We start from the raw sequence: 21,687 nt of genomic DNA, 5'->3' as shown, positions 1-21,687 counted from the left end.
GCCGTCAGCGCGCGGCCGGCACCTCGGGCTCGCCGAGCGACAGCATGAGGCGGTTGGCCCAGTTGAAGAAGGCCGCTCCCCCGATGACGTCGACGATCGATGCGTCGTCGAGGCCGGCGTCCCGCAGCCGGTCGACGTCGGTGGCGTCGAACTGCAGCGGTGTCGTCGTGAGCGAGACGGATGCCGCCACGATCGCGTTCCAGCTCTTGTCACCCAGGTCGGCGCCCGTCCCCTCGTCGAGGAGCCGCTGCACGTCCTCGCGGCGGCCGGACTCCCGCGTCGCCGCTGCGGAGTGCACGGAGGCGCAGAAGACGCACCCGTTGGCACGGCTGGCCGCCGTGGCGGCCAGCTCGCGTTCCGCCCGGCCCACGCCGCCCTCGATGTTGAAGAATATGTCGAGGTCCGTGAGAGTGCGCGCCTCGAGGGCGTCGGGGTCGCGGGCGAGCAGTCGGAAGTAGGGCATCCTGGCGCGTGCCGGTTCGATGAGGGCCTCTCGCTGGCGCTCGGTCAGGTCCGCCTCGGGAACGGGGGCGAGCCACGGCACCCACCCGAGTCCCTGCTGCGTGAAGCGGTCGGGGCGAGCCAAGTCGGGGTAGTCGGTGACGGTCATCGCACGGCTCCTTCGAGGGTCTGAGAAGTGAGGGGAGAGGTGGACTCGCTGAGAACGCGAAGACCCCAGGCGAGACGCAACTGGAACGCGAGGAAGGCGACGAGCTGCGAGAGGCTCACGATCGCGTCGGCGGACCACCCGGCATCCGTCAATGCGCGCAGGGCTTGCGGCGACGCCTCACGCGGACGGAACACCAGCAGGTGCGTGTGGGTGAAGGCCGCGGATAGCCGGTCATCGACGGCAGCGGATGCCGGGCGCCAGGCCACGGCAGGAGCGCTCTCGCCCGCGAGTCCGGGTTCGCGGTAGACACCGACCGGCCCGCGCTGCGCGGCCTCGGCGGCGAGGTCCGCGACCGCGTCGGCGAGAGCAGCGTCCTCCTCGCGGAGCAGGTCGTCGTAGAACGCGGTGGCGTCGTCGAACCCGTGCAGGCGTGCCGTGAACGCGGCAACCGCGTACCGCTCGACGAGGGGGAAATCCCCGGCGTCGGAGGGCTCCAGGAGGGCCTCGAAGCTGCGCTGCGCGTTCGCGCGCGCCTGCGGGCGCAGGGCGCGGACCCCGGCGAGCGGGCTGCCGGGCGTGATGCCGGCGAGCAGGTCGATGATGTCGGCGGTCATGCGTACTCCTTCCGGGCCTCGGCCCGATGGTGGTCTCTGAGGTCGTCGGCGGCGCCGCGGCCGATCGCCCACCCGAGCCGCGGGGCCACCTCCGTGCCCAGCAGTTCGATGGATCGGAGGGTGAGGTCGTGGGTCGCGGCGACGGAGTGGACCTGGAAGGTGACGTCGGTCGCCTGCGCGATGATCGGGTCGACGGCGAGCGAGGCCACGACCTCGTCGACCGTGCCGATGTGGGTGTCGGAGAGCCGGATGAGGTCCGCGAGCGGCAGCGTCGCGGCGTGGGCGCCGATCAACTGCGCGGCGACGACCCGCAAGCCGCGCTCGGCGAGCACGAAGGCGTGCTCGCGCTGGTCCGGGTCGACGACGAACGCGGTGCGGGACGCCAGGATGCGGGGAGCGGTGCCGTCCGGCAGTGCGTCGAGGTACGCGTCGACGATGGGCTGCTGGATGTCGCCGATGGTCGCGTCGGGCGCCTCAGGCGTACGCGGCTGGGTGCGGGAGAGGAGGAGACCGTCTCCCGCCGCGCCGGCGCGGGCGCCCCCGCCGGCCGAGAAGGTCGCCTGCCAGATGCGGCCCGCGAGATCGCCGGCGGGCGGGTAGGCGACGGAGTCCGTACCCCGCACGCCGTCGCCGCGCAGAGTGGACCGGAACAGCTCGAGATGCTCCGCGTGGAGCGCGGCTCGATCGGCGGCATCCTTCCCGAAGGCGGCGAACGATCCGGGCGTGCCGCCCGAGGCGACACCGAGCTGCAGCCGTCCACCGCTCAGCGCGTCGAGCACCGCGGCATCCTCCGCCGCCCGGACGGGGTCCTCGATCGGGAGGGTCAGGACCGCGGTGCCCAGGCCGATGCGGCTCGTACGCTCGGCGGCCGCGGCGAGGAAGACGAGTGGCGACGGCAGCCCGCCCTCGTGCTCGCCGAAGTGGTGCTGGGCCACCCAGGCCGAGGCGAAGTCGGACTGCTCGGCGCGCTGGATCTGCTCCAGCCCGAACCGGTACCGGTCGGCGGCGGGCGCGTCCTCGAGCAGTCGGCTGAAGAAGCCCAATCGGGGCGTCGTCATGCGGTGTCCTTCCTGACGGCGGATCCGGGGACGGCGTCGAGCAGCCCCCGGGTGTAGTCGTGCCGGGGTGCACCGAAGACCTCGTCTACGGTGCCGTGCTCGACCTGGACGCCGCGACGGAGGACCGACACCGTGTCGGAGATCTGTCGGACGACGGCGAGGTCGTGGGAGATGAAGACATAGGTGAGCCCCAGCTCCTCCTGCAGACTCGCGAGCAGCCGCAGGATCTGCGCCTGGACGGTGACATCGAGCGCCGAGACCGCCTCGTCGAGGACGACCAGGCGCGGCTCGAGGATCAGTGCTCGCGCGATCGCGACACGCTGACGCTGGCCGCCCGACAGCTCGCGGGGTCGACGCGCGGCGATCGCGGGTGCGAGGGCGACCTGTTCGAGGGCGTGTGCGGCACGTTCGGCCCGCTCAGCGGCCGAGCCGAGACCGACGTTCCGGAGGGGCTCCTCGAGGATCGCGCCGATGCGCTGGCGCGGATCGAGGGAGGCGTACGGGTTCTGGTAGACGAGCTGCGCCGTACGGCGATAGCCGCGGCGGTGACGACCCGGCCGGAGGGCGGTGACGTCGATGCCGTCGACGGTGATCGTGCCGCGTTGCGGAGCGCCGAAGCCGGCGAGCGCACGACCGATCGTCGTCTTGCCCGAACCCGACTCCCCCACGATCGCGTGCGTCGATCCGGCGGCGACGGTGAACGAGACGTCGTCGACCGCGACGAGCGGCGACCGCCCGCCGGCGCGGGCGAACTCCTGCCGCAGCCCCGAGACCTCGACCAGGGGCTCGGCGGCGACCGATGCCGGGGCGCGCCGCTCGACGACCTGCCCGAGAGAGGGGGCGTCGGCGAGGAGGCGGCGCGTGTAGTCGGACTCGGGCGCCGCGAGCACGGAGCGGGCGGGTCCGGATTCCTGGACGGCGCCGTCCTTCATGACGACGATCGTGTCGGCACGGTCGGCGGCGACGGCGAGGTCATGCGTGATGAACAGGACCCCGGTGCCGGTGTCGGCCCGCAGCCGGTCGAGCAGGTCCAGCACGGTGCGCTGCACCGTGACGTCGAGTGCGCTCGTCGGTTCGTCGGCGATGATCAGCTCGGGGTCGAGAGCCAGCGCTGCGGCGATGAGCACGCGCTGACGCATTCCGCCCGAGAGCTCATGCGGGAACTGGCGGTACCGCGTGGCGGGATCGTCGATCTCGACCCGCTCGAGCAGATCGATCACACGAGCGCGGATCTTCGCGGCATCCCGCCATCCGTGGATGCGCAGGACCTCGCCGATGCTCGCGCCGATCGTGGCCACGGGGTTGAGGGAGTTGCCCGGGTCTTGCGGGACGAGCGCGACGCGGGCGCCGCGCAGCGCGCGCCAGCGACGGTCGGAGAGTCCGACCAGGCTCGTGTCACCCTCGGCGCCGTGGAGCGTGATCCCGCCGCCGTCGATGCGACCGTTGCCGGCGAGCAGCCCGATGGTCGCCTGGGCGACCGTCGACTTGCCCGACCCGGACTCCCCCACGAGCGCGGTGACCTGTCCGCGTGCGACGTCGAGCGAGACGCCGCGGACGGCGTCGACGTCGCCGCGTTCGGTCCGGTACCGGACGACGAGGTCGCGGATGCTGAGCAGCGGACCGGTCATCGGCGCTCCCCTCCCCGTAGGGCCTGGCTGAGGCGGTTGGTGGCGAGGACGACGGCGACGACGACGAGGCCGGGCAGAACGGTGAGCCACCACGCCGTGGCGACGTAGTTGCGGCCTTCGGAGATGAGCAGCCCCCATTCCGGGGTGGGCGGCGGGGCGCCGTATCCGAGGAATCCGAGCGTCGAGATCTGCAGGATCGCCGACCCCAGCTGCAGCGCGGCGAGCGCGAGGACCGGGGTGAGCGAGTTCGGCAGGATGTGGCGCCAGAGGACGGAGGCCGCCGTCCCGCCCGACCCGTACGCGGCCTCGACGTAGTCCGCCACCCGCACGCTCACGACCTGCGCACGGGCGAGCCGGGCGAAGACCGCGACCGAGGTGACGCCGACGGCGAGCGCCGCGTTGGTCGTCCCGAAGCCGAGCAGGATGACCACGCTCAACGAGAGCAACAGGGCGGGGATGGCCAGCAGCACGTCGACGACGCGCATGAGGATCTCGTCGACCACACCGCCGGCCGCCCCGGCGGTGACACCGATCGCCGTGCCGGCGACGAGTCCGACGAGGACGGCCACGAGCGCGCCGGTGACGGAGTGGGACGCCCCGTGGATGACACGCGCGAAGACGTCACGGCCCGTGGCATCCGTCCCGAACCAGTGCGCGGGGCTCGGCCCATGGAGGGCCGGCGCGATCGACTCGGTCGGGCTCGTCGCGGTGAACAGTCCCGGCGCCACCGCCCACGCCACCGCGACGAGCAGGACGAGTGCGGGGATGACGGTGCCCGCCCGCAGGAGGCGCCGCGATGAGGCGGTGGCCGTCGTCGGCCGCGAGAGGGTGAGGGTCATCGCGCGATCCCTTCGGTGAGCGACGCCGCCGCCGCGACGCCGGGAAGGCGACCGCGGGAGGCCGCGACCGTGCGGGAGCCTCGGCGCAGGCGCGGGTCGAGGAGCGGGTACAGCAGGTCGACGACGAGGTTGATGACGACGAAGGCCACGGACGAGATGACGACGATCGCCAGCAGGACGGGGGTGTCGCGGTTCGCGACCGCCTGCGCCGTGAGCTGACCGATGCCGGGACGCCCGAAGACCGCCTCGGTGACGACGGCACCGCCGACGAGCTCTCCGAACAGGACCCCCGCCATCGTCAGGGTCGGCAGCAGGGCGTTGCGGGCGACACCGCGCCACAGCAGCCACGAGGTGCTCGCGCCGCGCGAGCGGAGCACTGCCACGAACGGCTGCTCCGAGACCTCGTCGATGCTCCGGGCCAGCACCTGCGCGAGCGGTGCGGCGATGGGGACGGCGAGCGTCAGGACCGGGAGGACCAGCGCTTCGACCGGGTCGGCCCCGATGAGCGGCACCCAGCCCAGCTGGAAGGAGAAGACCTGGATGAGGATGATGCCGATCCAGAAGACGGGCATCGAGACGAACAGCGGCGGCAGCTGTCGGAAGAGCGCGCGCAACGGCCGGAACGCACCGTAGGTGGCGGTGAAGGCGATGACGACCGCGAGGAAGATCGCAAGGGCGAGTCCGAGGACGGCGAGGGTGAGGGTGGAGGGCAGAGCGACGGCGATGAGGTCGGCGACCGCCGCGCCGCTCTGCACCGAGTACCCGAGATCGCCGCGCACGAACGACGCGACGGTGTCGGCGTACCGCTCGAACAGCGGCCGGTCGACTCCGTAGGCGGCGCGGATCTCGTCGAGTTGCGCCGGCGTCAGCCCGAGCTCGGGGCTGCCGTACCGGGCGAGCACGCCGTCGCCGGGCAGCGCCGCGAGCAGCAGGTAGGCGGCGGTGAAGGCGAGCAGCAGGACCAGGAGTGCACCACCGGCGCGCCGCAGGACGAAGAGCATGGTCACCTCTCGGGTCGGGTCGGAGGGGGGATGGATGCGGGGAGGGGTCGCCTCCCCGCATCCGGGTCACCGGCTGTGCGTCATCCGGCCAGCCACGTGCTGTAGAACGACGGTCGGCCGATCGACTCGGTCGCGAAGCCGTGGACGGCGTCGACGTATCCGTACACCTGCGGTTCCTCGAAGAACGGCAGAATGTACGCCTGCTCAGCGAGGCGCTGCTGTGCGGCGGCGGATGCCTCCTGGCGGCCTTCCTCGGTGGGGCTGGAGGCGATCGCGAGCAGCAGCTCGTCGAGCTCCGTGTCGGCGACGGTCCCGTCGGGGTACCCGTTCAGCAGCGCGTTGCGGTTGCCGGAGTAGTACTGCGACTTCAGGACGTCGTAGTCGGCGCGGCCGACCATGGAGTGGTACACCTGCAGCTCGCCGGGAACGGCGCGGGCGGCATCCTGCGCGGCCTGGTCACCGGGGAGCAGGGTGATCTCGACGCCGATGTCCTGCAGCTGGTCCTGGATGAGGGTGATGACCTCGCGCGAGCGCGGCTGCGGCAGTGCCTCGTTGACCGTGAGGGCGAGGCGCGTGCCGTCCTTCTCGCGGATGCCGTCGGCACCGGGGACCCAGCCCGCGTCGTCGAGGAGCTTCTTCGCCTGATCGGGGTCGTAGACGTAGAACTCCGACGTGTCGGTGTAGCCGCGGGCGGTGGTCGCCAGGGCGCCGGTGGCGAGGGGGTAGCTGTCGCTGAAAAGCGTGTCGACGATCGCTTGGCGGTCGATGCCGGCGATGAGCGCCTGGCGCACCGCGAGCTCGGAGGTGATCGGGTCGCGCAGGCGGAAGCTCAGCCCGTTGTTGACGCCGTTCGTCGCCGAGGCGAGCAGGTGCAGGCCGTCGGCGGAGAACTGGGCCTCGTCGGGCGCTTCGATGCCGCGCGCGATGTGCGCCTGGCGCGAGACGACCGTGCCGACGCGGACGCTGTCCTCGGACGCGACGACGTAGTCGATGCCGTCGAGGTAGGCACGGCCCTGGTGCTCGAGGGAGGGAGGCGCCCAGTCGTAGTCCTCGCGCGCCGTCAGGCTGATCTTCGTGCCGATCTCCTCGGACGCGACGACGAAGGGGCCGCTGCCGATGATCTCGCTCGCGTTGCCGGGGCCGAACTCCTCGCTCGTGCGGTCGAGGGTCTCATCGGAGAGCAGGCCCGCATTGATCGCCGAGGTCGCCTGCGCGAAGCCCGGCGCGGGGGCGCTGAAGTGGAAGCGCACCGTGTGCTCGTCGAGGACCTCGCTGCTCTCGTAGTTGGTCACCTGCTCCGAGACCGTGAACTTACGGTCCGGGTCGCCGAGGCCGAGGAGGTCGAAGTTCTTCGCGACGTTCTCGGCGTCGAGCGGGGTGCCGTCGGAGTAGGTGACGTCGTCGCGGAGCGTGAAGGTGTACTCGGTGGCATCCGCGTTCACCTCGGGCAGTTCGGTGGCGATCCACGGCTCGAGCTCGAGGGTCTCGGGGTTCTGGTAGAGCAGACGGTCGGTGATGTTGTTGATGACACCGCCATTCGGGTAGAAGCCACCCGAGCCCGGGTACAGGGTGTTCCAGGTCTGCGGCTCGAGGTAGGTGAGGGTGCCACCGGTCTGCGGTTCTCCCGCGGCGGCGTTCGAGGTGGGCGTGGTGGCGGCGGCGCAGCCGGCGATCGCAGCGACGACGACGGCGCCGAGTGTGACGGCGAGGGCGGCGCGGAGGGGACGGGTCATGAGGACTCCAGGACGGATGAGGACGGGTGCAGGCCTCATCCGAGCACGCCCACTCCGCGTCCGCACGCCGCGTGGTCACGGGAGGTAAGACTGTTACGTCACACGAGGTCACGCCTTGTCGTGGAGCGTGATCCGGTAGCCGTCCGGATCGGCGAAGGTGAACGTCCGGCCGAACGGTCCGTCGACGGGTGCCGCGACGATGGTGTGCCCGTCGGCCGCGAGGGTGTCGTGGATCGCCTGGACGTCGGTCGCCCGCATCCAGACGGCCGTGCCGAGTCCAGGATGATCGGCGGCGGTCAGGTCGGTGCCGGGGGCGAGATCGCGGAGGGCGAAGGCGATGGGGGCCGTGTCGAACACCACGGCGTGCGGGGGACCGGCCGGCGAGCGCACGAGGCCGAGGTAGTGCTCGTAGAAGCGCTGCGAGGCGCCGAGGTTTGTGACCTGCAGCGAGATGAAGTCGGGTCCGATGGTGGGCATGAGAGGTCCTTCCGTTGTGTCAGTTTTCTGACATATACGAATGTATGTCAGACTTCTGACATGGTCAAGTCCGATCAGATCGATCTCCCCACCTCGCTCGGCTATCTGCTCAAAGAGGCCTCGAGCGCGCTGCGGACCGCGATGGAGGATGTGCTCCGGCCATTGGGGATGACGGTCACGTCGTACTCGTGCCTGGAGCTGCTCGCCCAACGCCCGGGACTCTCGAACTCCGACCTCGCGCGCGGCGCCTTCGTCACCCGGCAGAGCATGAATGTGCTCCTGCAGTCGCTCGAGCGGGAAGGGTGGGTGACCCGCGCGACGACGGCGTCGGAGGGTCGGGTGCTACCGGTGACATTGACGGATGCCGGTCGGCGACAGCGCGCCCGGGCGAGCGCGGCGGTCAAGACGGTCGAAGATCGGATGCTCGGCGAGCTCAGCGCGCCCGAGCGCCGTCAGGCGTTCGATCTGCTGACACGGATGACCCGGGCGCTGCGGGACGGCTGAGCGGGGTCAGGCGTTCGCGGCGATCACCGCGACGACGGCCTCGCCGTAGGCCTCGCGCTTCTTGGCGCCGATGCCGGTGATGCCGTCGAGGTCCGCGACCGAACGCGGGCGGTGCTCGGCGAGGGCGCGCAGCGTCGCGTCGCCGAAGACGATGTAGGCCGGGACGCCCTGCTCGCGCGCCTGCTCGGCGCGCCACGCGCGCAGCGCCTCGAAGAGGTCGCGGTCACCCTCGGGAAGGGAGTCCGCCGTCGAGGCCTTCTTCGCGCGACCCGCTCCCCCGCCGCTGCGCCCGAGCACATCGCGGCGCAGCGGCACCGCTTCTTCGCCGCGGAGGACCGCGGCCCCGGTCTCACCGACGGTCAGCACGCCGTACTCGCCCTGGGCGACGAGGATGCCGCGGGCGAGGAGCTGACGGACGACGGAGCGCCAGTCCTGCTCGGACAGGTCGTTGCCGATGCCGTAGGTCGAGAGCTTGTCGTGCCCCTGCTGCCGGATGCGCTCGGTCGAGGCTCCGCGCAGGATGTCGATGAGGTGGCCGGCGCCGAACGCCTGATTGCGCTCCCGCTGCAGGCGGACGATCGTCGACAGGAGCTTCTGCGACGCGATGAGTCCGTCCCACGTGTCGGGCCGGGTGAGGCAGGTGTCGCAGTTGCCACAGGCATCCGACGACTGTCCGAAGTAGTTCAGCAGGTTCTGCCGCCGGCACGAGACGGTCTCGCAGAGGGCGAGCATCGCATCGAGGTGGTGACCCATGCGCATCTTGTAGGTGCGGTCGCCGGGCGACTGATCGATGAGGCGCCGCTGCTGGACGACGTCGCCGAGGCCGTACGCCATCCATGCCACCGCGGGCTCGCCGTCGCGACCGGCGCGGCCGGTCTCCTGGTAGTAGCCCTCGACGGACTTCGGCAGGTCGATGTGGGCGACGAAGCGGACGTCGGGCTTGTCGATGCCCATGCCGAACGCGATCGTCGCGACCATGACGACGCCGTCTTCGCGCAGGAACCGCGACTGGTGCCGAGCGCGGATCGAGGCATCCAATCCCGCGTGGTACGGCAGCGCGTCGACGCCCTGCGTGCGCAGGTACTCGGCGGTCTGCTCGACCGACTTGCGGCTGAGGGCGTAGACGATGCCGGCGGACCCTTCGGGCTGCGAGCGCACGAATTGCACGAGTTGGCGGCGCATGTCGACCTTGGGCTCGATGCGGTACTGGATGTTGGGTCGGTCGAAGCTCGCGACGAAGTGGCGGGCATCGGGAAGGTGGAGGCGTTCGGTGAGCTCGGTGTGCGTGGCGCGGGTCGCGGTGGCGGTGAGCGCCATGCGCGGGACACCGGGGAACCGCTCGGCCAGGTCGCCGAGGGCGAGGTAGTCGGGCCGGAAGTCGTGGCCCCACTGCGAGACGCAGTGGGCTTCATCGATCGCGATGACGCTCAGCTGCGCTCGCTGCAGGAGCGCGGTCGTCGCCGGCACCGAGAGTCGCTCGGGCGCGACGTAGATGAGGTCGAGTTCGCCGTCGAGGAGCGCCTGCTCGACCCCGGCGCGCTCGACCGCCGTCTGCGTCGAATTGAGGACCGCCGCGCGGATGCCGTTGGCGATGAGCGCGTCGACCTGGTCGTGCATGAGAGCGATCAGAGGACTGACGACGAGCCCCGTGCCCGGGCGGACGAGGGCGGGGATCTGGTAGGTGATCGACTTGCCGCCACCGGTCGGCATGAGGACGACGGCGTCGCCGCCCTCGATGACGTGCGACACGATGTCGGCCTGGTCGCCGCGGAACGCGGGGTAGCCGAAGACGTCGGCGAGCACGGTGACCGGATCGTCGCCGACGTGGTCACGGCGTTCCAGACGCAGGACGGATGCCGGGGGTGCCGCGACGCGCTGCGCCGACGGGCGGGCGGGTGCGGCGCGGGTCGGCTCGGGTCGGCTCGGCTCGGCTCGGGTCGCGCGGGCGACGGACGCGGCGTAGTCGTCGTAGCGCGGGTCGGGCGGAGGCGGCGAGTCGAAGTCCTCGGGGGGCGCGACGTCGTCGGGATCCCACACGAGATCGGCGTAGGGGTCGTTCTGCCATCCGCCGTCACTCACCCGGTCCACCCTAGCCGCGGCATCCGACACGGTCTGCGGATGTGGACGGGCCGCGTGCGATGGGCAGGATGGGGAGGAGGAGTTCAGGTTCGCGAGACTGCATCGGCGCGACGAGGATGCGGCGCGGGGGCGCAGTCTCGATGCGCGCGTGCAGTCTCGACGCCAGGGGCGCGGGGGTGGGGAGGAGGGGGCGGACGTGGAACTGATCAGGTGCACGGCGGCGGATGCCGGTGAGGTCGAGGCGTTCTTGCGCGAGGTCGACCTGACCGTGACGGGGCTCGACGCGCCGTCGTTGCGACTCTGGGTCGAGCGCGACGAGACGGGGCGGATCGTCGGGAGCACGGGCTACGAGTTGAGCGGTGACGGACGGCATGCGCTGATCCGAAGCGTGGCGGTGGCGGGATCGGCGCGCACGCGCGGTCGCGGGACCGTGTTGGCAAGGTTCGCGCTCGACCGCGCCGCGGAAGAGGGAGCGACGACGGGGTGGCTGTTCAGTCGGCGCTCGGGCGGTTTCTGGCAGTCGCTTGGGTTCGTCGGTGCGGACCTGTCGGAGCTTGCGCGGGTTCTAGCGGACACGTATCAGGTGCGGACGTTCGTCGCGACCGGGCAGATCGCGCGCGAGGTGGCGTGGGTGCGGGAACTCGGCGGGGCGTGACGGGCAGCCCGGGTGGTGCGCCGAGACGTCGCAGATGGTCGGTCGGCAGCGTCGAATGTGACCATCTGCGACCTCTCGGCGGATGCCGGGGGCAGGCGGCGTGCCATGCCGACGCGGCGAGGAGGCGGTGCCGAACGGGATGTCGGAAACCCCTCCTAGTCTGGGACTATGTCCAGGTCACCCAGCGCTCGTGACGAGGTCCCGGAGGGGATCCCGACCGCGCTGGACTGGGTGGTCATGTGCGCCGACATGGCGACCGTGCACGCCGCGCAACGGTACGCGTGCATCGTCGAGTTGTGGGATGACGCGATCGCCGACGCCCGCCGTCGGGAGGAGCCCGTCGCGTTCGTGGAACGGTCGGTGCGGCTCGAGGTCGCATCCGCGTTACGGATCACCGAGCACGCCGCCGGCCGGCTGATGGGGGTCGGGCGCTCTGCCGCGGGCATCACACCCTCAAACACCACCGACTGGCGGGTGAAAGCGAAACCGGGCGGTGCGCTCGAATGGACCTCACCCGCCGGACGGGTCTACCTCGTCCACCCTGAACGCCGCATCCCGCAGTTCACCGTCGACCCGCCCGGAGCCCCACCGTTCTAGGTTCGCGGAAGGCCATTCAGTCGCGCGAGGAGGTCGCCGACGGCCACGGGACCGATCAGCCCGGTCAGAGTCTCGCTGAACCAGCGCTGCCAGATCCGATCGACATCCTCCACCGTCACCCTGCCGCGCCTGATCAGGACACCCGCGAAGGCCGAGGTCTCCGGCTCGTACTCGTCGACCGGGCAGCCGTCGTTCCCGCCCGGCTCCAGAGCATAGGGGTCCACGTCGCTCAGAACCGCCATCACGGCAGCGGAAAGCGGATGCGTCACCGCATCATCCGTGCCTCGACGATCCCCGGAGTGCCGGGGTCGGTCTGCGCCGCGCCGTCGAAGGCGAATCCGTTGCGGCGGTAGAACGAGATCGCCCGCGGGTTCTCCTTCGCGACCCACAGCACCGCGGGGCCGGGCGGGACCACCGCCTCGAACAAGCGCTGCCCGATCCCCGTCCCGTGATGCTCCGCGACGACATACAGCACGTAGAGCTGCGGCATCCCGTCACCGGAGACCCCCGACATCCCGAATCCGATCAGCGTGCCGTCCGACTCGGCCACCCGCACCGTCTGCTCCGGGCGCGGCGTGGCGAGGATCTGCGTCCACATCTGCCGGCGCCGGTCCAGGACGTCGTCCGTGAAGAAGTCATCCGGCAGCAGATGCCCGTACGTCTCACGCCACGTGGCGACGTGGAGCGCGGCGAGCGTCTCGGCATCCGTCGACCGCGGCTCTCGGATCACCGCACTCATCCACCGCACCACTTCTCGGCCAGACTCAGGACCACATTCGCATTCCGGTTCGTCGCGACGCCCAGCAGCGTCGCGGCCCCCAGCGGGTCGACCGTCCCCTCTTGATATCCCGGCTCGAGCAGCGCGTGTGCCGCCCTCCCGCGCACCACCATCCGGCCTTTGTCGGATCCCCTCGCCTCGACCTCGCGGATCTGCGCCGGCGTGAGCTCGTCCTTCAACAGGTAGACGTAATGGCGCGCGAGCCCGGGATTCTCCACGTCCAACCCACGCGTCTCGTCGGCGAGCGCCGCGAACTCCTTCGCGGAGTACACGATGGTCGGCACCTCGAACCCGCGATCCTCGACGAAGGCCTTCTCGAGCGTCCGCTCGATCCGCTCGCGTGACCGCATCCGGGACTCGAACCGGACGTTCCCCGTATTGATGTGGGTCACGACCTCCTCGAAACCGACACTCCCGACGACGCGCCGGATGTCGTCCTTGGGGAACACCCGTTTCGCCCCCAGATTGATCGCGCGCAGGAATGCCAGGTAGGTCGTCACGGGGTCAGTCTGCCCTTCCGCTCCGACATCGCGACAGGTCGGAGCAAGATGGACGGATGAACGAGCTCACCCGGTGGCTCCGCGCGCAGCCGTCCCTCGTCGGGTCGCCCCCACCGCTCGACCTCTCGACTCTGCCGGCAGACCCCGTCGCCCTGTTCGATACGTGGATCCGCCACGCCTGCGACGCCGGCGTCGCCGAGCCGCGTGCGATGACCCTCGCGACGGCGGATGCCGCCGGCCGCCCCGATGCGCGCACCCTCATCCTCAAAGGGGTCGACGCCGACGGCTGGGCCTTCGCCGGCCCCCGCTCATCCGGGAAGGGGCACGAGCTCGCCGAGAACCCCGCCGCCGCCCTGAACTTCTGGTGGCAGCCCCAGCTGCGCGCCGTCCGCGTCCGCGGCCCAGTACGCGAAGCCGGCGCCGAGGAGAGCGCTGCCGACATCGACGGCAGTCCAGCCGCCGCACTCCACCAGCGCGGAGACTGGACCCTGTGGCGAGTCGTCCCCGAACGTGTCGAGTTCTGGCAGGGCTCCCCGGACCGTCGGCACATCCGCATCGTCTACACCCGCGACGGCGACGGCTGGACCCGCGGGGTCTAGAGCCTCACGACCTCCGTCACCCGCACGACCGCAGCGCCCTCTTCGACGGATGCCTCGAGGTCGACCTCTGCGCGGATCCGCCAATCGTGGTCGCCCGCCGGGTCGTCGATGATCTGCTCGACGCGCCATATTCCGTTCGCGGCATCGGACTCGTCGATGACGCACAGTGCAGGATTGCGTGCCGCGCCACCGGTGAGGATCTCGTCGTGATCGTCGAAGTACCGGTCGAGAACATCGGGCCAACCGGCATCCGCATCGAGCTCCACCAGCGCATCGTCGTCCTGCAGTGCGGCGAGCTGCACCCGACGGAACATCTCGTTGCGCACCAGTACGACGAACGCGCGCCGGTTCGTCAGGATCGACGGCGGGGCGGGCGGCACGACGGGAGCCTCGGGGTCATCCGCCGGATTCACCAGCGCGTTCCACTCGTCCACGAGACTCGAGTCGACCTGTCTGACCAGCTCGCCGAGCCACTCGATCAGGTCGAGCAGCTCGTCGGTGCGCGCCTCTGCCGGCACCGTCTGCCGGATCGCGCGGTACGCGTCGGACAGGTACCGCAGCACCAGACCCTCGCTCCGCCCGAGCTGGTAGAACGACACGAACTCACCGAACGACATCGCCCGCTCGAACATGTCGCGCACGACCGACTTCGGCGACAGCTCGAAGTCACGCACCCACGGCTGACTCGACGCGAACGTCTCGTACGCCTGCGCCAGCAGTTCGGCCAGCGGCTTCGGCCACGTCACCGCCTCGAGCAGCTCCATGCGCTCGTCGTACTCGATGCCGTCGCGCTTCATCGCCGCGACCGCCTCGCCGCGCGCCTTGAACTCCTGCTGCGACAGGATCGCGCGCGGGTCATCCAGCGTCGACTCGATCACGCTCACCACGTCGAGCGCGTAGTGACCGCTGCCGACGCCGGTCTCACCGGCATCCGGATCGAGCAGGTCGATCGCGGCGAGCGCGAACGGCGACAGCGGCTGGTTGAGCGCGAAGTTCGGCTGCAGGTCGACGGTGAGACGGATGCCGTCGGCATCGGCCACGACGATGTCAGCCGCCACGAGGGTCCGGAACAGTGCGAGCGCCCGGCGGGCCAGCTCGTACCGGCGCGCCCGCGGCTCGTGGTTGTCGAACACGAGGGAGCGGACATTGGCGAACACGTCGCCACCACGGCCGATCACATTGATGAGCATCGCGGACGTCAGCTTCAGCTGCGGCGACAGCGGTTCGGGTTCGGCTGCGACGAGGCGCTCGAAGGAGCCCTCACCCCAGTTCACGACCCCCGTCGGCGCCTTCTTGCGCACGATCTTCTTGCGCTTGGCGGCATCGTCGCCCGCCTTCGCGAGCGCGACGGCGTTCTCGATCTCCCACTCCGGCGCCATCACGACGACGCTGCCGTGCGTGTCGAACCCCGCGCGACCGGCGCGACCGGCGATCTGGTGGAACTCACGCGCCGACAGCTGACGCATCTTCGTGCCGTCGTACTTCGACAGCGCCGTGATCAGCACCGTGCGGATCGGAACGTTGATGCCGACGCCCAGGGTGTCGGTGCCGCAGATAACGCGGAGCAGCCCGCGCTGCGCGAGCGTCTCGACGAGGCGCCGGTAGCGCGGCAGCATCCCGGCATGGTGGACGCCGATGCCCGCGCGCACCAGCCGCGACAGCGTCTTGCCGAACCCCGTCGTGAAGCGGAACCCGCCGATCGCCGCGGCGATCTCATCCCGTTGCTCACGCGTCGTGATCTTCACGCTCGACAGCGCCTGCGCCCGCTCGAGCGCCGCCGCCTGCGAGAAGTGGACGATGTAGACCGGCGCCTCGCCGTTCTCGAGCAGTCCTTCGAGCACCTCGTGCACGGGGCGGCGGGCGTACGAGAAGTCGAGCGGCACGGGTCGCTCGACGCCGGCGATGTGCGCGACCGGGCGTCCGGTGCGGCGCTCGAGGTCCGCCGCGATCGCCGAGACGTCGCCGAGCGTCGCCGACATCAGCAGGAACTGCGCCTTTGGGAGCAGGAGCAGCGGCACCTGCCACGCCCACCCGCGGTCGGGATCGCCGTAGTAGTGGAACTCGTCCATCACGACCTGGTCGATCTCCGCATCGGGCCCCAAGCGGAGAGCGACGTTCGCGAGGATCTCGGCGGTGCAGCAGATGATCGGCGCGTCGGGATTCACCGACGAATCGCCCGTGACCATGCCCACGGCATCCGGTCCGAAGATCTCGACGAGGGCGAAGAACTTCTCGCTGACGAGGGCTTTGATTGGCGCCGTGTAGTACGTGCGTCCGCCCCGGGCGAGCGATGCCGCGTGTGCTGCGACCGCGACGAGCGACTTGCCCGTGCCGGTCGGCGTCGCGAGGATCACGTGCGATCCCGACGCGAGCTCGAGGACCGCCTCGTCCTGCGCGGGGTACAGATCGATGCCGCGCTCGATCGTCCACTCGAGGAAGCCCTCGTAGACGGCGTCCGGGGTCGACCCGACCGGGATGCGGTCCCGGAGCGTCGAGGTCATCTCTCGAGTCTGCCTCACGGGCGGCGGGACGGTGTGCCCGGTGCAGGTCGGATCGGCTCCCGAGGCGCCGAACCGGGGCCGAAGACGCGTTTCACCCTGCGCTCGGCCACCGACCGAGTGCCTCAAGGCATGTCGGCCTTCGCGGCGAGCACCCGGGCAGCGGCCTCGTCGACCTGCGCAGCGAACCGCGGGTCGCTCTTCGCCTTCGCGAGCACCGCGTCGTACATCGCCGGGAACACCGAGGGCTTCGCCGAGACGAGCACGACGTCGACACCCGCCGAGATCGCGTCCACGGCGCGCTCGGCCGGCGACCACGCCGACACGGCCACGGCCGCGGAGAGGTCGTCTGAGAACACCACACCGTCGAACCCGACCTCGTCGCGCAGCAGCTTCAGCACCGTCGACGAGAACACGGCCGGACCCGACCCGTCGATGCGGTCGTAAATCGCCGACGAGACCATCACCGCGCTCGGACCCGCGTCGGTCAACGGCCGGTACACGTCGACGTCGGGACCGTCCGGGGCCACGGTCGTGTCGACGACGTCCGCGGCGGTGTCGGTGTTCGCCGCGACGTGCCCGAGGCCTGGGAAGTGCTTGAAGGTGGGCAGGATGCCGGCATCCCGCATCCCTTCGGCGAAGGCCCCCGCCTTCGCCGCCACCGTCGGCGCGTCGTACCCGTACTGCCGGCCGTACCCGCCGATGGGCGGGTTGTCGAAGCGGGTCGCTTTGCTCGTGACGATGTCGGCGACGGGTGCGAGGTCGAGGGTGACGCCCGCCTCGGCGAGTTGGCGACCCCATCGCTCGGCGGACGCGCGGAGCTGATCGTCCGACAGGTCGGCCTGCCGGATGCCGTACGGCATCGCATCGAAGCCGGGACCCTGCAGCACCTGCACCTCGCCGCCCTCCTGATCCGTGGCGACCCACAGCGGTGCGCCGGCGGGATGGTCGAGGGCGGTGAACCTCGAGACGACGTCGGCGGTCGCCGAGACACCGGCCCGCGACCTGCCGCTCAGGAAGATGCCACCCGCGTGGCGATCCCCGACGGCGGCAAGCGTCGCCGGCGATGCGGCCGTCGCCGACGTGCCGACCATGAAGAGCTGACCCACACGTTGCTCGAGGGTGAGGGCATCGACGGGGTCGGGTGACGGAGTCGCGGAGGGGGTCGGCGCGAGGGTCGCGGACGGGGTCGGCGTCGGGGTCGCGGATGCGGACGACGCGGAGGGCGACTGCGACGGCGAGGGCGGCAGCGACGGCGAAGCGGTCGGCGAGGCGGCGCACCCGCTGAGCAGCGATACGGCCAGGGCCGCACCGAGGACGGACCACCTCAGATTCCGACGCATGCGCACAGTCTGCTCTCCCGGCACCGAGTCCCGGCCCGGCTCGACGATGACTCAGCTGTTCCGTATTCAGTCTGCAGGGGGGCGGCGCGGGCGGCGGAGGCCGGTATCGGCACGATTCCGACCTCCGGAACCGGCGCAGACTGAATACGGAATGGCCCGCCCTCCGGAGAGGCTCCACACGCCCGGGCGGGCGGTCACCCCCGCCCGGGCGTGTGGATCCGGGCCAGGTAGGCGCCCGCGCGGACCGGCGCGCCCGCGCGGTCGGTGAGCGAGACGACGACGGTGACCGCCGTCGCGAGCGGGATGGTCCAGGCCGCGGGCTGAGCGAGCAGCGGCGCCGCGAGCCCCACCCCGCCGACCGCCTCGTGCACCGCGAAGGCGAGTCCGCACGCGACACCCCCGGTCACCATGCCCGCGACGGCGCCCCGCGCCGTCAGGCGCGACCACCAGATCGACAGCAGCAGCACGGGAGACAGAGCGGATGCCGCGAACACGAACACGACGCCGACCGAGGCCACCAGCCCCGCCGGTGCCGTGAGCAGAGCGATCGCGAGCGGGACGACGGCGACGACGACCGCGGACAGCCGGAACGAACGCACCGAGCCCGAGAACACGTCCTGGCTGATCACCCCGGCGAGCGACACGGTGAGCCCGGCCGACGTCGCGAGGAATGCGGCGAACGCGCCGGCGACGACGAGAGCGGTCAGGAGCTCCCCCGCCAGGCCCGGGAACACCCGCGCCGGCAGGACCAGCGCGACCGTGTCGGCCACCCCCGGCTGCGCGAGTTCCGGGGCCACCACGCGGGCGAGCAGCCCTATGACGCTCGAGACGGCGTAGAAGACGCTCACCATGACGATGACGAGCACGGTGGTCCGTCGCGCCGACCCGCCGGTGGGACTGGTGTAGAACCGCACGAGTACGTGCGGCAGCCCCATCGTGCCGAGCAGCAGGGCGAGCAGCAGCGATCCGGCGGCGTAGGCGTCTATGCCCGCGGGGCCCGCCTCGGCGGGGAACACGACGAGCGGGTCGATCTCGCGCGCTCCGCCGTTGACGGCGAAGACGATCAGCACCGCCGGGACGAGCAGCGCGGTCAACTTGAGCCAGTACTGGAAGGCCTGCACGTAGGTGATCGCCCGCATGCCGCCGGCGGCGGCCGCGGCGGCGACGAGCACAGCGACGAGGACGGCGCCCACCCAGGGCGGGATGTCGGCGACGACCTGCAGCGTGATCCCGGCGCCGTGCAGCTGCGGCACGATGTACAGCCATCCGATGAGCAGGCAGACGGCGCTCGTCACCCGTCGCGCGAGCCGCGAGTCCAGCCGCGCCTCGATGAAGTCGGGGATCGTGTACGCGCCGCTCCGCCGCAGCGGCGCGGCGACGAACAGCAGCACGAGCAGGTATCCGGCCGCGTACCCGATCGGGAACCAGAAACCCTCCGCCCCGCTCAGCAGGACGAGTCCCGACAGCCCGAGGAACGTCCCCGCCGACAGGTACTCGCCGCTGATCGCCGACGCGTTCCACACGGGGCGAACGGTGCGGGATGCCACGAAGAAGTCGCTCGTGGTGCGCGAGACCCTCAGACCGTAGGCGCCGATGAGGACGGTCGCGCCCACGACCGCCGCGACCGCGATGAGGTCGAGGAGCGCGTTCACGAGCCCTCGTCGCGCAGGGCCCGCCAGCGCCGCTCGTTGCGGTTCGCGCCGCGGACGTAGAGCACCGCGAACCCCGCGATGACGGGGTAGAACCCGAAGGCGTGCAGCAGCCACGACAGCGGCACCCCGAGCACGACGATCTCGTCGAGCTCGGGGATGAGGGTGATGGCCAGCAGCAGCGCGACCGTGACGGTCACGAACCCGAACAGCGTCCCGAGCGCGAGCCGCAGCTGCGACCGCCGCAGGGCGCGGGCGTAGGCCGCCTCGGCGTCGTCGACCGGCGCCCCGGGCAGGGCGATGCCCCGGGTCGCCGCGCCGGGTCGCCCCGACCCCGCGGTCACCCGCACCCGTTCGCGTGTCACGACCCCGCCCGTCCCACGAGCGCCTCGCGGACGGCGGGCAGCAGCCGCCTGCTCACCGGCAGCGCGGTCGCGTCGACCCAGACGGTCGGTTCCGCTCCCGAGAGCCGGACCTCGGTGACGGATGCCGCCTGCACGAGGAACGAGCGATGGATGCGGACGAAACCGGCATCCGACCACCGTGTCTCGAGTTCCGAGATCGGGATGCGGACGAGGTGGCCCGCGGCGCCGTCGGTGTGGAGGCGCGTGTAGTCGCCCTCGGCCCGCACCCAGCGCACGTCGCGGCGGCGGACGAAGCGCACCGCCGAGCCGACCGTCACGGGCAGGACCTCGTCGCTCTCGGAAGGACGGTCGCTCTCGGTGATGCGGTCGACGGCGCGGCGGAGCCGTTCGGTCCGCACCGGCTTCAGGAGGTAGTCGAGCGCCTGCAGTTCGAAGGCGTCGACCGCGTGTGCGTCGTCGGCGGTGACGAAGACGACGGCGGGCGGCGACGCGAGCCCGCGGAGCGCGGACGCCAGTTCGAGTCCCGACAGTCCGGGCATGTGGATGTCGAGGAACGCCGCTGCGACCGGACGCTCGGTGAGCAGACGCAACGCCTCGGCGCCCGAGGACGCGGTGAGCACCTCGCCGATCCGGTCGTCCGCGCGCAGCAGGAACGCCAGCTCGTCGAGCGCGGGCTTCTCGTCGTCGGCGGCGAGGACGTCGATCACCGGGGTCACCCCTCTCCCCGGGTCAGGTGGTGCGGCTGCGACTTCGGGATCCGCATGCGCACGAGGGTACCGGCGCCGGGGGCCGTCTCGACGACGAGCCCGCCGTCGGCGCCGTAGAGCTGACGGAGCCGGGTGTCGACGTTCCGCAGTCCCACGTTGCGGCCGTCGGCGACGCTCGTCAGGAGGGCGTGCAGCTCCTCGGGCTCCATCCCCGCCCCGTCGTCCTCGACCGTGATCTCGGTGTGGGTCGCGGCATCCACCGAGGCGATGAGGATCGTGCCGCCGCCCTCCCCCGGCTCGAGTCCGTGCCGGACGGCGTTCTCGACGAGCGGCTGCACCGACAGGAACGGGATGACGGTCGCGAGAGTCTCGGGCGAGATCCGCAGCGTCACCGACAGCCGTCCGCCGAAACGCGCGTGCTCGAGTTCGAGATAGGAGTGGATGCTGCGCAGTTCCTCCGCGAGCGTCGTGAACTCGCCCTGGCGGCGGAACGAGTAGCGCGTGAAGTCGGCGAACTCCAGCACCAGCTCGCGCGCCCGCGGCGGGTCGGTCGTGATGAACGAGGCGATCGCGGTCAGTGCGTTGTAGATGAAGTGCGGCGAGATCTGCGCGCGCAGCGAGCGCAGCTCGGCCTCGGCCAGGGCCGCGCGCGACGCGTCGAGCTCGCCGAGGGTCGCCTGCGCGGCGCACCAGTCGGCCACTTCGCCCGCGGCGCGCACGAGCGCCGCCCGCACGGGTGCGGCGAAGGCGACGAGCACGCCGGCGACCGCGCCGTCGACCCGGATCGGGGCACCGACGGCCTCGAGCCCGTCACCCCCGTCCGCGCGGGGGAAGACGCGCCGCTTGCCCGTCTCGGTCACCTGCGCGGCGATGCGGCGGGCCGCGGCATCCAGGCCTTCGGTCTGCCCGTCGCGGGCGACGATCACGTCGCCGACGACGAGGACGACGCCCCGGCTGCCGAGCACGGCCCGCAGGTGCTTCGCGGCGCGGGCGACGTCGGGGGTATCGAGACCGCCGCGCAGATAGGGGGCCGCGAGGCTCGCCTGGTGGAGTGCGCGGTAGGTCGCCTCCTCCGCCTCGCTCCCCAACCCTCCCGGCCCTCGCGCGTAGCGACGGGCGAGCAGCAGGAGCGCCGACAGCACGATGCCGCCGACCACGCCGAGCAGGGCGGCGAGGACGACGGCATCGGTCATGCGACGAGCCTAGATCGCGGGCGTCAGCAGCAGCGGGCGCCCGGGTTGCGGTCCTGGTCGTCCATCTTCTGACGCCAGAACTGCCGCTCGGTCATCGGCTCCTCCCCCGGGTGAACGCGGCGGTGGTGCGCGACGTACGTCGCGTAGGCCGTGTCACCCATGAGGGTCGTCATGTACCAGCGGATGCCGCGGCCCGCCCGCACGACCAGGTCGAGCATCGCCCGCATCGGCGAGACCGCGGCATCCGTCCGAGTACTCAT

23 protein-coding genes are annotated in these 21,687 nt (G+C 71.4%); 4 read left to right on the top strand and 19 right to left on the bottom strand.

The window, feature by feature from the left end; genetic code table 11:
* Positions 1-4: 4 nt before the first annotated feature.
* The 8 genes from ACIGEP_RS11640 to ACIGEP_RS11605 all read right to left on the bottom strand — a co-directional run bounded on the left by ACIGEP_RS11640 (position 5) and on the right by ACIGEP_RS11605 (position 7,960).
* Positions 5-610 (bottom strand): alkylhydroperoxidase domain protein, encoded by a 606-nt coding sequence (locus ACIGEP_RS11640; RefSeq protein ID WP_396661777.1) that lies wholly within the window; start codon positions 608-610, stop codon positions 5-7.
* Positions 607-1,224: a CMD domain protein gene (locus tag ACIGEP_RS11635; protein WP_396661776.1), complete on the bottom strand. Its 618-nt coding sequence runs from the start codon at positions 1,222-1,224 to the stop codon at positions 607-609. The genes ACIGEP_RS11640 and ACIGEP_RS11635 overlap by 4 nt, the downstream gene beginning before the upstream one ends.
* Positions 1,221-2,282 (bottom strand): putative FMN-dependent luciferase-like monooxygenase, encoded by a 1,062-nt coding sequence (locus ACIGEP_RS11630; protein WP_396661775.1) that lies wholly within the window; start codon positions 2,280-2,282, stop codon positions 1,221-1,223. Before ACIGEP_RS11630 ends, ACIGEP_RS11635 begins: the two co-directional genes overlap by 4 nt.
* Positions 2,279-3,910: a dipeptide ABC transporter ATP-binding protein gene (locus ACIGEP_RS11625; RefSeq protein ID WP_396661774.1), complete on the bottom strand. Its 1,632-nt coding sequence runs from the start codon at positions 3,908-3,910 to the stop codon at positions 2,279-2,281. The genes ACIGEP_RS11630 and ACIGEP_RS11625 overlap by 4 nt, the downstream gene beginning before the upstream one ends.
* Positions 3,907-4,749 carry an ABC transporter permease gene (locus ACIGEP_RS11620; RefSeq protein WP_396661773.1) on the bottom strand — a complete coding sequence of 281 codons (843 nt, stop codon included), beginning with the start codon at positions 4,747-4,749 and terminating at the stop codon, positions 3,907-3,909. Before ACIGEP_RS11620 ends, ACIGEP_RS11625 begins: the two co-directional genes overlap by 4 nt.
* Positions 4,746-5,750, bottom strand: a complete 1,005-nt coding sequence (locus tag ACIGEP_RS11615; RefSeq protein WP_396661772.1) for an ABC transporter permease — start codon at positions 5,748-5,750, stop codon at positions 4,746-4,748. The genes ACIGEP_RS11620 and ACIGEP_RS11615 overlap by 4 nt, the downstream gene beginning before the upstream one ends.
* 80 nt (positions 5,751-5,830) lie before the next feature.
* Positions 5,831-7,483: a TIGR04028 family ABC transporter substrate-binding protein gene (locus tag ACIGEP_RS11610; RefSeq protein WP_396661771.1), complete on the bottom strand. Its 1,653-nt coding sequence runs from the start codon at positions 7,481-7,483 to the stop codon at positions 5,831-5,833.
* 108 nt (positions 7,484-7,591) lie between these two features.
* Positions 7,592-7,960, bottom strand: coding sequence for a VOC family protein (locus ACIGEP_RS11605; protein WP_396661770.1), 369 nt, complete (start codon positions 7,958-7,960; stop codon positions 7,592-7,594).
* Between the two features lie 60 nt (positions 7,961-8,020).
* On the opposite strand from ACIGEP_RS11605, the gene ACIGEP_RS11600 reads away from it, so the two are divergent.
* On the top strand, positions 8,021-8,464 hold the full coding sequence (locus tag ACIGEP_RS11600; RefSeq protein ID WP_396661769.1) for a MarR family winged helix-turn-helix transcriptional regulator: 444 nt from the start codon (positions 8,021-8,023) through the stop codon (positions 8,462-8,464).
* 6 nt (positions 8,465-8,470) lie between these two features.
* Here ACIGEP_RS11600 and recQ read toward each other — a convergent pair whose 3' ends face one another.
* Entirely contained in the window at positions 8,471-10,543 is a 2,073-nt protein-coding gene (gene recQ, locus ACIGEP_RS11595) for a DNA helicase RecQ (protein WP_396661768.1), read from the bottom strand.
* 196 nt (positions 10,544-10,739) lie between these two features.
* On the opposite strand from recQ, the gene ACIGEP_RS11590 reads away from it, so the two are divergent.
* Positions 10,740-11,198 carry a GNAT family N-acetyltransferase gene (locus ACIGEP_RS11590; protein ID WP_396661767.1) on the top strand — a complete coding sequence of 153 codons (459 nt, stop codon included), beginning with the start codon at positions 10,740-10,742 and terminating at the stop codon, positions 11,196-11,198.
* A 168-nt stretch (positions 11,199-11,366) separates the two neighbouring features.
* Positions 11,367-11,795, top strand: a complete 429-nt coding sequence (locus tag ACIGEP_RS11585) for a hypothetical protein (RefSeq protein ID WP_396661766.1) — start codon at positions 11,367-11,369, stop codon at positions 11,793-11,795.
* Here the strand turns inward: ACIGEP_RS11585 and ACIGEP_RS11580 are convergent.
* The 3 genes from ACIGEP_RS11580 to ACIGEP_RS11570 are packed head-to-tail and all read right to left on the bottom strand — an operon-like array spanning position 11,792 to position 13,073.
* Complete coding sequence (locus tag ACIGEP_RS11580; RefSeq protein WP_396661765.1) at positions 11,792-12,064, bottom strand: hypothetical protein; 273 nt, start codon at positions 12,062-12,064, stop codon at positions 11,792-11,794. The two genes, ACIGEP_RS11585 and ACIGEP_RS11580, sit on opposite strands and share 4 nt — an antisense overlap.
* Positions 12,061-12,534 (bottom strand): GNAT family N-acetyltransferase, encoded by a 474-nt coding sequence (locus ACIGEP_RS11575; RefSeq protein WP_396661764.1) that lies wholly within the window; start codon positions 12,532-12,534, stop codon positions 12,061-12,063. Before ACIGEP_RS11575 ends, ACIGEP_RS11580 begins: the two co-directional genes overlap by 4 nt.
* A complete protein-coding gene (locus ACIGEP_RS11570) occupies positions 12,531-13,073 on the bottom strand; it encodes a DUF1697 domain-containing protein (RefSeq protein ID WP_396661763.1) in 543 nt (180 codons plus the stop codon). The genes ACIGEP_RS11575 and ACIGEP_RS11570 overlap by 4 nt, the downstream gene beginning before the upstream one ends.
* Positions 13,074-13,129: 56 nt before the next feature.
* Here ACIGEP_RS11570 and ACIGEP_RS11565 point away from each other — a divergent pair, with 56 nt between their 5' ends.
* On the top strand, positions 13,130-13,672 hold the full coding sequence (locus ACIGEP_RS11565) for a pyridoxal 5'-phosphate synthase (protein ID WP_396661762.1): 543 nt from the start codon (positions 13,130-13,132) through the stop codon (positions 13,670-13,672).
* On the opposite strand, the gene ACIGEP_RS11560 is transcribed toward ACIGEP_RS11565, so the two are convergent.
* The 7 genes from ACIGEP_RS11560 to ACIGEP_RS11530 form a co-directional block, all read right to left on the bottom strand.
* Entirely contained in the window at positions 13,669-16,173 is a 2,505-nt protein-coding gene (locus ACIGEP_RS11560) for a DEAD/DEAH box helicase (protein WP_396661761.1), read from the bottom strand. The two genes, ACIGEP_RS11565 and ACIGEP_RS11560, sit on opposite strands and share 4 nt — an antisense overlap.
* 122 nt (positions 16,174-16,295) lie before the next feature.
* Positions 16,296-17,513: a glycoside hydrolase family 3 N-terminal domain-containing protein gene (locus ACIGEP_RS11555; RefSeq protein WP_396661760.1), complete on the bottom strand. Its 1,218-nt coding sequence runs from the start codon at positions 17,511-17,513 to the stop codon at positions 16,296-16,298.
* A gap of 194 nt (positions 17,514-17,707) precedes the next feature.
* Positions 17,708-19,165, bottom strand: coding sequence for a cation acetate symporter (locus ACIGEP_RS11550; protein WP_396661759.1), 1,458 nt, complete (start codon positions 19,163-19,165; stop codon positions 17,708-17,710).
* Positions 19,162-19,527 (bottom strand): heavy metal transporter, encoded by a 366-nt coding sequence (locus ACIGEP_RS11545; protein WP_396661758.1) that lies wholly within the window; start codon positions 19,525-19,527, stop codon positions 19,162-19,164. Before ACIGEP_RS11545 ends, ACIGEP_RS11550 begins: the two co-directional genes overlap by 4 nt.
* On the bottom strand, positions 19,524-20,243 hold the full coding sequence (locus ACIGEP_RS11540) for a LytR/AlgR family response regulator transcription factor (RefSeq protein ID WP_396661757.1): 720 nt from the start codon (positions 20,241-20,243) through the stop codon (positions 19,524-19,526). Before ACIGEP_RS11540 ends, ACIGEP_RS11545 begins: the two co-directional genes overlap by 4 nt.
* On the bottom strand, positions 20,240-21,427 hold the full coding sequence (locus ACIGEP_RS11535) for a sensor histidine kinase (protein ID WP_396661756.1): 1,188 nt from the start codon (positions 21,425-21,427) through the stop codon (positions 20,240-20,242). The genes ACIGEP_RS11540 and ACIGEP_RS11535 overlap by 4 nt, the downstream gene beginning before the upstream one ends.
* A 23-nt stretch (positions 21,428-21,450) precedes the next feature.
* Positions 21,451-21,687 (bottom strand): YbdD/YjiX family protein, encoded by a 237-nt coding sequence (locus ACIGEP_RS11530; RefSeq protein WP_311286512.1) that lies wholly within the window; start codon positions 21,685-21,687, stop codon positions 21,451-21,453.

Source organism: Microbacterium sp. NPDC077663, from assembly GCF_044542795.1.
In the GTDB taxonomy this organism is placed as follows: Bacteria; Actinomycetota; Actinomycetes; order Actinomycetales; family Microbacteriaceae; genus Microbacterium.
Note: the sequence above shows the minus strand (reverse complement) of the source record. Positions and strands in the feature narration are given on the sequence as shown.

Coding starts and splice junctions, on each gene's coding strand:
- ACIGEP_RS11560 (WP_396661761.1), bottom strand. CDS start 16,173: ATGACCTCGACGCTCCGGGACCGCATCCCGGTCGGGTCGACCCCGGAC.
- ACIGEP_RS11640 (WP_396661777.1), bottom strand. CDS start 610: ATGACCGTCACCGACTACCCCGACTTGGCTCGCCCCGACCGCTTCACG.
- ACIGEP_RS11620 (WP_396661773.1), bottom strand. CDS start 4,749: ATGACCCTCACCCTCTCGCGGCCGACGACGGCCACCGCCTCATCGCGG.
- ACIGEP_RS11535 (WP_396661756.1), bottom strand. CDS start 21,427: ATGACCGATGCCGTCGTCCTCGCCGCCCTGCTCGGCGTGGTCGGCGGC.
- ACIGEP_RS11625 (WP_396661774.1), bottom strand. CDS start 3,910: ATGACCGGTCCGCTGCTCAGCATCCGCGACCTCGTCGTCCGGTACCGG.
- ACIGEP_RS11610 (WP_396661771.1), bottom strand. CDS start 7,483: ATGACCCGTCCCCTCCGCGCCGCCCTCGCCGTCACACTCGGCGCCGTC.
- ACIGEP_RS11565 (WP_396661762.1), top strand. CDS start 13,130: ATGAACGAGCTCACCCGGTGGCTCCGCGCGCAGCCGTCCCTCGTCGGG.
- ACIGEP_RS11635 (WP_396661776.1), bottom strand. CDS start 1,224: ATGACCGCCGACATCATCGACCTGCTCGCCGGCATCACGCCCGGCAGC.
- ACIGEP_RS11630 (WP_396661775.1), bottom strand. CDS start 2,282: ATGACGACGCCCCGATTGGGCTTCTTCAGCCGACTGCTCGAGGACGCG.
- ACIGEP_RS11585 (WP_396661766.1), top strand. CDS start 11,367: ATGTCCAGGTCACCCAGCGCTCGTGACGAGGTCCCGGAGGGGATCCCG.
- ACIGEP_RS11530 (WP_311286512.1), bottom strand. CDS start 21,687: ATGAGTACTCGGACGGATGCCGCGGTCTCGCCGATGCGGGCGATGCTC.
- ACIGEP_RS11575 (WP_396661764.1), bottom strand. CDS start 12,534: ATGAGTGCGGTGATCCGAGAGCCGCGGTCGACGGATGCCGAGACGCTC.
- ACIGEP_RS11600 (WP_396661769.1), top strand. CDS start 8,021: ATGGTCAAGTCCGATCAGATCGATCTCCCCACCTCGCTCGGCTATCTG.
- ACIGEP_RS11555 (WP_396661760.1), bottom strand. CDS start 17,513: ATGCGTCGGAATCTGAGGTGGTCCGTCCTCGGTGCGGCCCTGGCCGTA.
- ACIGEP_RS11615 (WP_396661772.1), bottom strand. CDS start 5,750: ATGCTCTTCGTCCTGCGGCGCGCCGGTGGTGCACTCCTGGTCCTGCTG.
- ACIGEP_RS11605 (WP_396661770.1), bottom strand. CDS start 7,960: ATGCCCACCATCGGACCCGACTTCATCTCGCTGCAGGTCACAAACCTC.